11 protein-coding genes are annotated in these 12,161 nt (G+C 71.2%); 7 read left to right on the forward strand and 4 right to left on the reverse strand.

Annotated features, from left to right (window positions below; translation table 11 throughout):
* Positions 1 to 75: 75 nt before the first annotated feature.
* Positions 76 to 1,188, forward strand: coding sequence for an alpha/beta hydrolase (locus ACZ6ZQ_RS25130; RefSeq protein ID WP_469770754.1), 1,113 nt, complete (start codon positions 76 to 78; stop codon positions 1,186 to 1,188).
* On the opposite strand, the gene ACZ6ZQ_RS25135 is transcribed toward ACZ6ZQ_RS25130, so the two are convergent.
* Entirely contained in the window at positions 1,175 to 2,338 is a 1,164-nt protein-coding gene (locus ACZ6ZQ_RS25135) for an ABC transporter ATP-binding protein (RefSeq protein WP_469770755.1), read from the reverse strand. The genes ACZ6ZQ_RS25130 and ACZ6ZQ_RS25135 overlap by 14 nt on opposite strands.
* A 143-nt stretch (positions 2,339 to 2,481) precedes the next feature.
* On the opposite strand from ACZ6ZQ_RS25135, the gene ACZ6ZQ_RS25140 reads away from it, so the two are divergent.
* The 4 genes from ACZ6ZQ_RS25140 (at position 2,482) to ACZ6ZQ_RS25155 (ending at position 6,086) form a co-directional block, all read left to right on the forward strand.
* On the forward strand, positions 2,482 to 3,174 hold the full coding sequence (locus ACZ6ZQ_RS25140) for an ABC transporter permease (RefSeq protein WP_469770756.1): 693 nt from the start codon (positions 2,482 to 2,484) through the stop codon (positions 3,172 to 3,174).
* On the forward strand, positions 3,174 to 3,842 hold the full coding sequence (locus tag ACZ6ZQ_RS25145) for an ABC transporter permease (protein WP_469770757.1): 669 nt from the start codon (positions 3,174 to 3,176) through the stop codon (positions 3,840 to 3,842). The genes ACZ6ZQ_RS25140 and ACZ6ZQ_RS25145 overlap by 1 nt, the downstream gene beginning before the upstream one ends.
* Positions 3,843 to 3,869: 27 nt before the next feature.
* Positions 3,870 to 4,856, forward strand: a complete 987-nt coding sequence (locus ACZ6ZQ_RS25150; protein ID WP_469770758.1) for an ABC transporter substrate-binding protein — start codon at positions 3,870 to 3,872, stop codon at positions 4,854 to 4,856.
* Between the two features lie 141 nt (positions 4,857 to 4,997).
* Entirely contained in the window at positions 4,998 to 6,086 is a 1,089-nt protein-coding gene (locus ACZ6ZQ_RS25155; RefSeq protein ID WP_469770759.1) for a hypothetical protein, read from the forward strand.
* A gap of 137 nt (positions 6,087 to 6,223) precedes the next feature.
* On the opposite strand, the gene ACZ6ZQ_RS25160 is transcribed toward ACZ6ZQ_RS25155, so the two are convergent.
* Entirely contained in the window at positions 6,224 to 7,366 is a 1,143-nt protein-coding gene (locus ACZ6ZQ_RS25160) for an NADH-quinone oxidoreductase subunit D (RefSeq protein ID WP_469770760.1), read from the reverse strand.
* A gap of 283 nt (positions 7,367 to 7,649) precedes the next feature.
* Entirely contained in the window at positions 7,650 to 8,645 is a 996-nt protein-coding gene (locus tag ACZ6ZQ_RS25165; RefSeq protein ID WP_469770761.1) for an SAM-dependent methyltransferase, read from the reverse strand.
* A 118-nt stretch (positions 8,646 to 8,763) separates the two neighbouring features.
* Between ACZ6ZQ_RS25165 and ACZ6ZQ_RS25170 the strand changes: the two genes are divergently transcribed.
* Both ACZ6ZQ_RS25170 and ACZ6ZQ_RS25175 read left to right on the forward strand, forming a co-directional pair.
* Positions 8,764 to 9,963, forward strand: coding sequence for a sensor histidine kinase (locus ACZ6ZQ_RS25170; RefSeq protein WP_469770762.1), 1,200 nt, complete (start codon positions 8,764 to 8,766; stop codon positions 9,961 to 9,963).
* 53 nt (positions 9,964 to 10,016) lie between these two features.
* Entirely contained in the window at positions 10,017 to 10,694 is a 678-nt protein-coding gene (locus ACZ6ZQ_RS25175) for a response regulator transcription factor (protein ID WP_453661038.1), read from the forward strand.
* Positions 10,695 to 10,769: 75 nt separating this feature from the next.
* On the opposite strand, the gene ACZ6ZQ_RS25180 is transcribed toward ACZ6ZQ_RS25175, so the two are convergent.
* On the reverse strand, positions 10,770 to 12,107 hold the full coding sequence (locus ACZ6ZQ_RS25180; RefSeq protein ID WP_469770763.1) for a threonine aldolase family protein: 1,338 nt from the start codon (positions 12,105 to 12,107) through the stop codon (positions 10,770 to 10,772).
* Between the last annotated feature and the right edge of the window lie 54 nt (positions 12,108 to 12,161).

Raw genomic sequence — 12,161 nt, forward strand, 5'->3', positions numbered from 1 at the left:
TCTCTAGGACGGGACTTCGGGGCGGCGGGTTCACTCGCACTCAGGAAATTCTCACGGAAGAAGCTCGATAGCCTCATGGGTCTCACCAGTCACAAGGTTCTGGCGCTGTCCGTTCTGGCCGCAGTTGCTCTCTTCGCCGCGACGATCTGGCTCTGGCCGCGGCTGTCGCGCCGCAGCTGGCGAGCCGTGCTCGGCAGGGTGGGGTTGCTGCTGGTGACCCAGCTGGCACTGTTCGCCTCGGTCGGCCTGGCCGCCAACAATTCCTTTCTGTTCTACGGCTCCTGGGCCGATCTCTTCGGCCAGGAGCAGGACATGGGCGTGGTCGTCGACCACTCGGCCGGCGGCAAGCGCATCAAGATGGTCGGCAAGCAGAAGCTGGACGTCCCGGGCGGCTCGCGACCGGCCGCGGGCGGGCAGATACAGAAGATCGTGATCCACGGGGCGAAGTCGGACATCAAGAGCCCCGCGTACGTCTATCTGCCGCCCGAGTACTTCCAGCCCGCGTACGCGAAGAAGACCTTTCCCGCGGCGGTGGTCCTGACCGGCTACCCGGGTACCGCGGAGAACCTCCTCAAGGGCCTCAAGTACCCGAGAACGGCGTACCAGCAGGCCAAGGACGGAAAGATGCAGCCGATGATCCTGGTGATGCTGCGGCCGACCGTCGCGCCGCCGCGGGACACCGAGTGCGTCGACGTTCCGGGCGGACCCCGGACCGAGACGTTCTTCGCCAAGGACCTGCCGGCCGCCGTGTCGGAGTCGTACCGCGTCGGCACCAAGCCGCGGAACTGGGGCTTCATCGGCAACTCGACGGGCGGCTACTGCGCGCTGAAGATCGCCATGCACCATCCCGAGCAGTTCGCCGCGGGCGCGGGTCTCTCCGCGTACTACAAGGCCGCCGAGGACCCGACGACCGGCAACCTCTTCCACGGGAACAAGAGCGAGCGGAATCGGGCCAATCTGCTGTGGAGCCTCGACCACCGGCCGCAGGGCGCCTCGTCGTTCCTGGTCACCACGTCCAAGGAGGGCGAAGGCAACCTCAAGGGCACCCTCGACTTCATCAAGAAGGTGAAGGCGCCCGCGCGGGTCTCGTCCATCACGCTCGACAGCGGCGGACACAACTTCAACACCTGGCGCCGCGAGATCCCGCCGGCCCTGGTGTGGATGGGCGGCCGGCTCAGCGCGGTGTAGCCGCCTTCGCCGTTTCCACGGTCTCCAGCTCCACCTCGGTACGCGGGATGTCCTGGGCGTCGGCGTCGATGGAGCGGCGCAGGGCCCCGTGCAGCCGAGCCGGGGTCAGGACGCCGAGGAAACGTCCGGTCTCCTCCTTGTCGATGACGGCGATCCAGCCGGCGTCGTGCTGCAGCATCGTCGAGAATGCCTGCTTCAGGGAGGCGCCGACGGGCAGCCAGGCCTCCATGCGGCGGGCGTGCTCGCGTACGGAACCGCTGCGGGCGGCGTGCTCGGCGGAGATCCAGCCGTGCAGATTGTCCTCGCGGTCCAGGACGACGGCCCAGCGGGAGCCGAGCTTGCGGGGCAGCGGGTCGTCGAGGTGCACCACCGGGGGCTGTTCGAGGTCGCCCTCCTCAATCGGGGTGACGGACAGCCGCTTGAGCCCGCGGTCCGCGCCGACGAAGTCCGCGACGTACGGGGTGGCCGGGGTGCCGAGCACGGCGGCGGGTGCGCCGAACTGCTCGATCCTGCCCTGCCCGTAGACCGCGATACGGTCGCCGAGCCGGACGGCCTCCTCGATGTCATGGGTGACGAAGAGGACCGTCTTGCGTACGGCGGCCTGCAGTTTGAGGAACTCGCTCTGCAGATGGTCGCGTACGACGGGGTCGACGGCGCCGAACGGCTCGTCCATCAGCAGGACCGGCGGGTCCGCCGCCAGCGCCCGGGCCACTCCCACGCGCTGTCGCTGGCCGCCGGAGAGCTGCTCGGGGTAGCGGTCGCCGTAGACGCTGGGGTCCAGGCCGACGAGATCGAGGAGTTCGGCGGCGCGCTCGCGGCCCCTGGCGCGCTTCCAGCCCAGCAGATGGGGCACGGTCGCGGTGTTCTCCAGGACCGTTTTGTGGGGGAAGAGCCCGACCTGCTGGATGACATAGCCGATGCGGCGGCGCAGCTCGACGGGGTCGATATCGGATATGTCGTCCCCGTCGAGGTATATCCGCCCCTCGGTCGGCTCGATGAGCCGGTTGACCATCTTCATCGTGGTGGTCTTGCCGCAGCCGGAAGGTCCGACGAGCGTGACCAGTTCGCCGGCGGCCACCTCGAAGGAGAGGTCGTCGACGGCGGTGGTGCCGTCCGGATACCGCTTGGTGACGTGCTCGAATCGGATCATGGTTCCCCATTGTGACGGGTCACGGCGGGGCTTGTGTGAAGGCCGTGTTGCTGGAACGCGAAGCTCCTCGGCGATTGTCAGTGGCGGGGGATAGGGTCGGTTTCCGGTCGAAAAAGTCGAACGCCGGATCGGGGGTGGGGCAAATGGCGGGTCAGGGCTGCCTGGTGGCCAACGACTGGATCTGCGGCGAATATCTCCGTTCCCGCAGCGGGGAGTTGATCGACGCGACGGTCCAGCATGTCTGGATCACCGTGGTCTCGGTCGCGATCGGGCTGGCGGTGGCTTTCCCGCTGGCGCTGCTCGCCCGCAGCCATCCGCGCCTGTCGGGCCCGGTCCTCGGTCTGACGACGGTGCTCTACACCGTTCCGTCGCTGGCGATGTTCTCGCTGCTGCTGCCGTTCTTCGGACTCTCCGCCGCCCTGGTGATCACGGGCCTGGTGCTCTATTCGCTGACGATCCTCGTGCGCAACATCCTGGCGGGCCTGGAAGCGGTGCCCGACGAGGCGCGCGAGGCGGCTCGCGGCATGGGGTACGGGCCGGGCAGGCTGCTGTGGGAGGTCGAGCTTCCGCTGGCCCTGCCGGCGCTGATGGCCGGACTGCGGATCGCCACGGTCTCGACGATCGCGCTCACCACGGTCGGCTCGATCGTGGGCCGCGGCGGCCTGGGCAACCTCATCGAGGACGCGCTGCCCAGCTTCTTCAAGGCACAGGTGCTGACCGCTTCCGTGCTCTGTGTGCTGCTGGCCGTCGCCGCCGATCTGCTGCTCCTGGGCGTGCAGCGCCTGCTCACGCCCTGGACCCGAATACGGGCCGCCGGGACCCGGGGGGCCCACTGATGGACGTACTGGCCAAGAGCTGGACGTGGCTGACCACGACCGCCAACTGGTCGGGGGAGAGCGGTGCCTGGCACCGGCTCGGGGAGCACCTGTACGTCAGCGGGACCGCCCTTGCCCTGGCCTGCGCCATCGCGCTGCCGATCGCGCTGTACCTGGGGCACGTCGGCCGCGGCGGCGCGATCGCCGTGAACATCTCGAACGCCGGCCGGGCCATTCCCGTCTTCGCGGTGCTCGCGCTCTTCATGGTGACGCCGCTGCGCAGCGCCGGCTATGTGCCGACGATCACCGCGCTGGTGCTCTTCGCCGTGCCTCCGCTGCTCACCAACGCCTACGTGGGCATGCGCGGGGTGGACCGGGCGGTGGTGGAGGCCGCACGGGGCATGGGGATGTCCGGCCGGCAGCTCTTCGTGCGGGTCGAGCTGCCGCTCGCGTACCCGATGGTCATGACCGGGCTGCGCTCGGCCGCCGTCCAGGTCGTCGCCACCGCGACGATCGCGGCGATGGTCGGACAGGGCGGCCTCGGCCGGATCATCACGGCCGGGTTCAACACGTACAACACTCCGCAAGTGGTCGCGGGCGCCCTGCTCGTGGCCGTGCTCGCCCTCCTGGTGGAGGCCGTGCTGGTGGTGGTGGACCGCTTGTGCAGTCCCCTCCGGAAAACCGTGTGACGACTCACTCCCTTGGATGGTGACCTGATGAGCAAGACCTCGCGCATCGCGGGTGCGGTTCTGGGCGTCGTGGCCCTCGTCGGCTCGCTCGCCGCGTGCGGCGGCGACAGCCTGGAGCGGGAGAAGGGGAGTTCCGGAGGCTCGGGCGGTGACGCGGGCGGCGGAAAGAAGGGCTCGCTCGTCGTCGGCGCCGCGGCGTTCACGGAGTCCAAGGTGCTGGCCGAGCTCTACGCCCAGGTGCTGCGCGACGCCGGATACAGCGCCTCGGTGACGACCGTGAAGAACCGCGAGCTGTACGAACCGTCCCTGGAGAAGGGTGAGATCGACGTCGTACCGGAATACGCGGCGACGATCGCGGAATTCCTCAACGCGAAGGCGAACGGGCCGAAGGCACCCGAGGAGAAGCCCGTCGCGTCGAGTGATGTCGCCGCCACCGTCGCCGGTCTGGAGAAGCTCGCGACGCCGCTCGGTCTGAAGGTGCTGCCCGCCGGCGAGGCCGTCGACCAGAACGCGTTCGCGGTGAGCAAGGAATTCGCCGAGAAGAACAAGCTCAAGACACTTTCCGATCTCGGCAGGTCGAAGATCAAGGTCAAGATCGCGGCCGGTGACGAGTGCGAGGTACGGCCGTTCTGCGCACCGGGTCTGAAGAAGACCTATGGCATCGATGTGGCGGGCGTGGACCCGAAGGGCGTCGGCACGCCGCAGGCCAAGCAGGCGGTCAAGGACGGTGAGGACCAGCTGGTGCTGACCACCACGACCGACGCCACACTGGAGAGCTTCGGCCTGGTGCTGCTGGAGGACGACAAGAAGCTCCAGAACGCCGACAACGTACTGCCGGTGGTCAATGCGAAGGACGCGGGGGCGCAGGAGATAGCCGACGCGCTCGGCGCGCTTTCCAAGGCGCTGACGACGCCGGATCTCGTCGAGCTGAACCGGAAGGTGGACGCGGAGCGGGCGAAGCCCGAGGACGTCGCGAAGGAGTATCTGGAGTCCAAGGGCCTGATCAAGAAGTAGCCGCGGAAGGGCGGCGGATAGCGGAAGGGCGGCCGCGGACAAAGGGAGCCGGCCCGGTATGCCGAAGGGATGTGTCCTTGTGGCGAAGAGATTGCCGGGCTGACCCCCCAATCGTCACCTACGCACGGTAAATTTCAGGCCATGCCACGTGGACGCCACCGCCATTCCCCACCTCTGCACAGGCTCCTTCCGCCTTCCGCGGTCGCCGGAGCCTCGGTGCTCTGTGCCGCCGGCGCCTGGCTACTCGCGGATCCGGTCGTGCTTCGCACCCTGGTCGCGGCCGCTGCCGCGGCTGCGGTCACCGGCGCTGTCCTCATGCGCAGTTGGGACCGGAGCGCGGGCCGCCGCGTCGCCGAGCTCACCCGCGCCCGCGCCAGCGACGCGTGGAAGACCGAGGAGCGAATAGCCGAGCTGGAGACCGACCTCGACGAATCCCGCGAGCTGCGCGCCAAGCTCGACGCGAAACTCCGCTCAAAGCGGGTCGAACTGGCCGGGTTGCGCAACGAGCACGCCGCGCTGCTGCGGCGGTACGCGACCGCCGAGACCGAGCGGGCCACCGCGCTCGAAGGCCGCAGGCAGCTTGCGCTCGAGGCGGCCGCGCCCAAGGAACTGCCCCCGGCCGGTTCCACGCCGACGCCCTCCGCGTATCTGCGGGCGGCCAAGGCGCTGGACGACCTGTCGCGCAACGCCGCGGCCCAGGAGGCCAGGCGCACCGTCGAGGAGGCCCGCAAGCGCGATCTGGCCGAGCGGGCGCGAGAGGCGGACGAGCCGCAGGGGAAGCACGCGGCGGTCGCCGGGGGAGAGCAGCACGCCCGCCCGTCGTCCGCCGTTCCCGCCACACGGGTGCCGGTCGCCGCGGCGATCGTCCCGTACTCCGCGCAGCGCCGCCGGGCACCGCGCCCCCAGGGCGGTTTCGACTTCTTCGGCACGCAGGCCGGGCAGGCTGCGCAGGCCGCCGCGACCGCCGGCACTGCCGAGACCACCGGTTCTGCTGGTTCTGCGGGGAAGAAGCCGGTCGCGGCTCTCGAACCCGCCCAGCTCGCCTCGGTCCAGAACGAGGACCTGGCGGACGTGGTGGGCGAAGAGGCCCTTGCCGAAGCCGGGGGTAACGCCCAGGCGAAGCTCTTGGGAAGCACCGAGGACCGCGCGGTGGGCAAGGTCATCGACCTGACGGCGCACGACGAGACCGAGCAGCTGGACGTGGCGGAGCTGCGCAGCGCGATTTCCTGACGGCGACGCCCTGACGATGACGTCGTGACCGCGATGCCCTGACGGCCATGCCCTGACGGCGACGTCAGGGCATCGCCGTCCTGGCCGTGATGTCCTGCGCAGCGCGCGGCCCCCGCAGCCCGCTCGGCTGCGGGTCGCTACTTGTCGATGTCGCCGACGACGAAGAACAGCGATCCCAGGATCGCCACCATGTCGGCGACCAGCGTGCCCGGCAGCAGCTCGGTCAGCGCCTGGATGTTGTTGTACGAGGCCGAGCGGAGCTTGAGGCGGTACGGCGTCTTCTCGCCCTTGGAGACGAGGTAGTAGCCGTTGATGCCCAGGGGGTTCTCGGTCCAGGCGTACGTGTGGCCCTCGGGGGCCTTCAGCACCTTCGGCAGCCGCTGGTTGACCGGCCCGGGCGGCAGCTCGGCCAGCCGGTCCAGGCAGGCGTCCGCCAGCTCCAGCGAGTTGTGCGTCTGGTCCAGCAGGCACTCGAAGCGCGCCAGGCAGTCGCCCTCGGTGCGGGTGGCGACCTTCAGGGTGTCCTGGAGCTCGCCGTAGGCCAGATACGGCTCGTCGCGCCGGAGGTCGAAGTCGACGCCGGAGGCGCGCGCGATCGGTCCCGAGACTCCGTACGCGTGCGCGGTCTGCGGGGTCAGGACGCCGATGCCCCGGGTACGGCCACGGAAGATCTCGTTGCCGAGGACGAGCCGGTCGTACACGTCCATGCGGGAACGGACTTCGGCGATCGCGGCCCTGGCCCGGCCGGTCCAGCCGGCGGGGAGGTCCTCCTTGAGGCCGCCGACGCGGTTGAACATGTAGTGCATCCGGCCGCCGGAGATCTCCTCCATGACGTGCTGGAGGTCCTCCCGCTCACGGAAGGCGTAGAAGATCGGGGTGATTCCACCCAGTTCGAGGGGGTACGACCCAAGGAACATCAGGTGGTTGAGGACGCGGTTCAGCTCGGCCAGGAGCGTACGCAGCCAGACCGCACGCTCCGGGACCTCCATGCCGAGCATGCGCTCGACGGCCATGACGACGCCCAGCTCGTTCGAGAACGCGGACAGCCAGTCGTGGCGGTTGGCCAGCATCACGATCTGCCGGTAGTCGCGCGCCTCGAAGAGCTTCTCCGCACCGCGGTGCATATAGCCGATCACCGGCTCGGCGTGCTGGATGCGCTCCCCGTCCAGGACGAGACGAAGGCGCAGCACGCCGTGCGTGGAGGGATGCTGCGGCCCGATGTTCAGCACCATGTCGGTGCTCTCCGCCGCGCCGCCGATGCCGAACGTCGTCTCCGTCATGGGCGACAGTATCCCTCGCGGGGGTGAGTGGGTGCGGCGCTGCCCAGCGGGTGGACGTGCCCCGGCCGGGGCTCCGCCCCCGGGATCCAGCCGGTGCGGCGATCGAGGACACGGCCGAAGGGCCGTACGGGGCTCTGGGGTCCTTCCCCACAGGTCTTGCCCTGCACGTCTTCCCGTGCACGTCATGCCCTGCACGCCTTGCCGTGCACGTCTTGCCCCACAGGTACGGGAACAGGCGGGGCCAGGTACGGAACGGGCGGGGGCTTCGGCGGCGGGGGCCCGCTCACCCCGCCGGGACCGGCTGCAGCAGCCAGGTGAAATCGCCGAGGCCGCCGCGTGCGGTCAGCTCGGCGGCCTCGCCCGCCGACGCCAGGGCGCGGACGTACGCCGTGGGGTCCGACGAGGCCAGAGCGAGCGGCGGACGCCCGCCCGAGACGCCGAGGCGGTGGAGGGCCTCGCGCTGGCTCACCAGCTCGGCGCCGGGCCCTGCGCAGGCATCCAGGGCGACGTGCGCGGTGATGTCGCAGCTCCCGTCCGGCACCGGCTGGGTCTCGCGCCCCGAGCGGAAGCCCGTCAGCGTGCCGAAGGGCGGCCGGGCGCCGGCGTCGTGCGCGTAGTCCACGGCGACCGCGAGCCCGGCGTCCAGCGTGGCGACCGCGGCCGCCCACGCCTCGTCGCGCGGCCGGCCGATCTCCGCCCGCGCCCCGGGCCCGGCCATGGGCCACCAGCGGTCGAGCCACTCGGCGTCCGGCCCGGTCACCGGGTCACCGAGGCGCTCCTCGCCGTCCGCGCGGACCAGGACGTACCGCGCGACGCCCGAACCGTCCGTCTCGGCGATGTCCACCGGGACGTTGTCCAGCCACTCGTTCGCGAAAAGCAGCCCGGACACCCCGGCAGGGGGCCGCTCGCTCCACTCGATGCGTGTGTCGAGGCCGTCGGGCCGGGCGGCACGCTCGACGGCGTACGCCCGTACCGGAAAGCCCTCCGGCAGCGCCGCGAGCACCCCGCTCAGCAGTTCCCCGCGACCCGCGCCCACGTCGACCAGCGCGACCTCGTCCGTGCCCGGAGCCAGGGACTCGGCGGTCTCCACCAGCAGCCGGGCGACCGCACCGGCGTAGATCGGTGAAGCGTGCACGGATGTACGGAAGTGTCCGGCCGGTCCCTCGGGCCGCCGGTAGAAGCCCGCCGGCCCGTACAGCGCCCGCTCCGTCGCCTCCCGCCACGGGATCCATTCGGCACCGCCCGGCCGGCCCGTCTCTTCTGCCACCTCATACGTCACGCGGTCCCACCTCATACGTCACGTGGCCCAGTCTCCACCTTGGGGAGTAGGCATTCCCCGACCGGATCGACCCTCCGGTTGACCCGTGCACCTTTCCGGCTTGCCTACGCTGGGTCACGTGCAGCGCCTCTACGATTTCCTCCGCAGACACCCGACGGGCGTCGACAGCTTCTGGGCTGTGATGCTCTTCGGGTTCTCCATGCTGTGGGTCGTCCAGGTGGACGTCGGGGCGGAACCGCGCGGCGTGGCCGCCGTCATCGTCCTGCTGCTGTGCCTCGCCGTCGCACTGCGCCGCCGCATGCCCGAGAAGGCGCTGCTGCTCGTGGCCGGCCTCGGCGCCGCCCAGCTCGTGCTGGACATCAGAGCCAACCCGGCGGACCTCGCGATGCTGGCGATCATCTACACCGTCGCCGCGCACGACGGACCGCGCTGGGCCTCCCGTCTCGCCCTGCTGGGCGGGCTGTCCGCGGCCACGCTCGCCCAGATCCGCTGGCCGGAGGAGAGCGTCGGCGTCGGTGGGCGGATCTTCTTCGGTGTCGTCATGACCGTCCCGTTCGCCCTGGCCTGGGTGCTCGGCGACTCGTTGCGCACCCGCCGCGCCTACTTCGCCCAGCTCGAGGAGCGGGCCTCGCGGCTGGAGAAGGAGCGTGAGGCGCAGTCCAAGGTCGCCGTCGCCGCCGAGCGCGCCCGTATCGCCCGTGAGCTGCACGACGTCGTCGCGCACAACGTCTCGGTGATGGTGGTCCAGGCCGACGGCGCCGCGTACGTTCTGGACGCCGCGCCCGACCAGGCCCGGCAGGCGCTGGAGACCATCTCCAGCACCGGCCGCCAGGCACTCGCCGAGATGCGCCGGCTGCTGGGCGTGCTGCGCACGGGCGACGCCCCGGAGAGCGGGGAGTACGTGCCGCAGCCCGACGTCGAGCAGATCGAGGATCTTGTCGAGCAGGTGCGGAGCGCGGGCCTGACGGTCGACTTCAAGATCGAGGGCACCCCGCGCCCGCTGCCCAGCGGTGTGGAGCTCACCGCGTACCGGATCGTGCAGGAGGCCCTCACCAACACCCGCAAGCACGGCGGTCCGGATGCCGGGGCGAGCGTCCGGCTGGTGTACTTCGACGACGGGCTCGGGCTGCTCGTCGAGGACGACGGCAGGGGTGCGGCCCACGAGATGTACGAGGACGGCGGCGCCGACGGCAAGGGCCACGGCCTCATCGGCATGCGGGAGCGCGTCGGCATGGTCGGCGGCACGCTGGACGCCGGGCCGCGGCCGGGCGGCGGATTCCGGATCAGCGCCCTGCTCCCGCTCAAGCCCGCCCACTAGGCTCACCACGCACCGAGACGGCTGACCACGCCCCCGAGACAAGGACTCCGTACATGACCATCCGCGTGATGCTCGTCGACGACCAGGTGCTGCTGCGCACCGGCTTCCGGATGGTGCTCGCCGCCCAGCCGGACATGGAGGTCGTGGCGGAGGCCGGTGACGGGGCCGAGGCGATCGAGATCCTCCGCTCGACGGCGGTCGACGTGGTGCTGATGGATGTGCGCATGCCGCGCCTGGACGGGGTGGAGGCGACCAGTCGCATCTGCGCCCAGCCCGGCGCGCCCAAGGTGCTGATCCTGACCACCTTCGACCTCGACGAGTACGCGTTCTCGGGGCTGAAGGCGGGCGCCAGCGGCTTCATGCTGAAGGACGTGCCGCCGGGTGAGCTGCTCGGCGCGATCCGTTCCGTGCACAGCGGTGACGCGGTGGTCGCGCCGTCCACGACGCGCCGGCTGCTGGACCGCTTCTCGCCGATGCTTCCGTCGACCAGCAAGGAGCCCCAGCACAAGGAGCTGGAGCGGCTCACGGACCGTGAGCGCGAGGTCATGCTCCTCGTCGCGCAGGGCCTGTCGAACGGCGAGATCGCCGCCCGGCTGGTGCTGTCGGAGGCCACGGTCAAGACCCATGTGGGGCGCATCCTCACCAAGCTGAGTCTGCGGGACCGGGTGCAGGTCGTGGTCCTCGCGTACGAGACCGGCCTGGTACGGGCGGGCGGCGGCGCGGGAGCCTGACCCGGAGCCCGGAGCCCGGAGCCCGGAGCCCGGAGCCCGGAGCCCGGAGCCCGGAGCCCGCAGCCGCGTGCGCCCCTACCCCGCCTGTACGCGCGCCATGAAGTCAGCCAGCGCCTCCCGGACGTCGTCGGCGGTCCACGACAGGCCGTGGGACGACACCGTCACCTCCGTCACGGAGACGCCCGGAGGGCCGCCGGCGGCCGCCGGGAACCAGCGGCGGAAGAGGGTGACGCCGGTGTCCTCCGCCTGCCGGACCCCCGCCTCGGTCAGTACCTCCGCCTCGTACGGCAGCCAGACCTGGAACTGGTGGGTGTGCGGCGGTTCCGGGTGCACCCGGAACCACGGCGCCCCCGGCGCGTCCGCGAGCCCGGCCGACAGCGCCGCCGCGACCGTCTTGGCATGAGCGACGTACGACGGCAGCCGCGGCAGCTCGCGCTCCAGCCCGAGCAGCGCGGACAGCACCGCCGGGTACTGCTGGAACACCTGCCCCCCGTACCGGTGCCGCCACGCCCGCGCCTCCTCCACGAGCGACTCCGGCCCGGCCAGCACCGCGCCGGACAGCCCCTCCAGGGACTTGTAGAACGACACGTACACGCTGTCCGCGAGCCCCGCTATCTCCTCCAGCTCCCGCCCGAAGTGAGGGGCGCACTCCCACAGTCGCGCGCCGTCGAAATGCACCACCGCATCGACTTCGCGCGCTGCCTCCACCACGTCCACCAGCTCGTCCCACTCGGGCAGCACGAAGCCCGCGTCGCGCAACGGCAGCTCCAGCATCAGCGTGCCGAACGGCTCGTCGAGGGCCCGCACCTCCGCGGCCGTCGGCAGCCGCGGTTCCTGCGTCGGGTGGACCGTACGCAGCCCGCTCACCGCGCCGAGCGCGCCACGCTCATGGACCTCGGGATGGGCGAGCGGATGCAGCGCCACCGTGCGGTTCCCCGTGCGCCCCGCCCAGGACCGCAGCGCCACCTGCTGGGCCATCGTCCCGGTCGGGAAGAACGCCGCGGCCGGGAACCCGAGCAGCGCCGCCACCCGCCCCTCCAGCTCGGCGACGACACCGTCCCCGTACACGTCCACGCCCTCGTCCAGGTCGTGGACCGCCCCGGCCTCCGCCGCCAGGGCCGCCAGACGCTCGCCGATCCGACCGTCCGTCGAGCCGCGCCACAGCAGCCGGTCGGAGGCGCGCCACGCGGCGAGCCTGCGCTGCCGCGCGTCCTGCTCGCTCTTCTCCCCCTGCTCGCCCTTCTCCTCCGGCACGCTCGCCTCCGCCGCCTCGTCGTCCGTCCCGTTCCCCGCCACGTGCCCCGTCACGTCCCCCGTCATGTCCTCCACCGGGCTCCCCGTCACGTTCACCCCCACATGGCCCGTCACGCCCGTCACGTTCACCCCCGCGCTGCCCGTCCCGTTCTCCGCCATCCTGCGATCATCGCCCATGTCCGCCGTCCACGCGCCGTTGTCCACAGGCCCCGC

Source organism: Streptomyces sp. NPDC053673 (genome assembly GCF_055585225.1).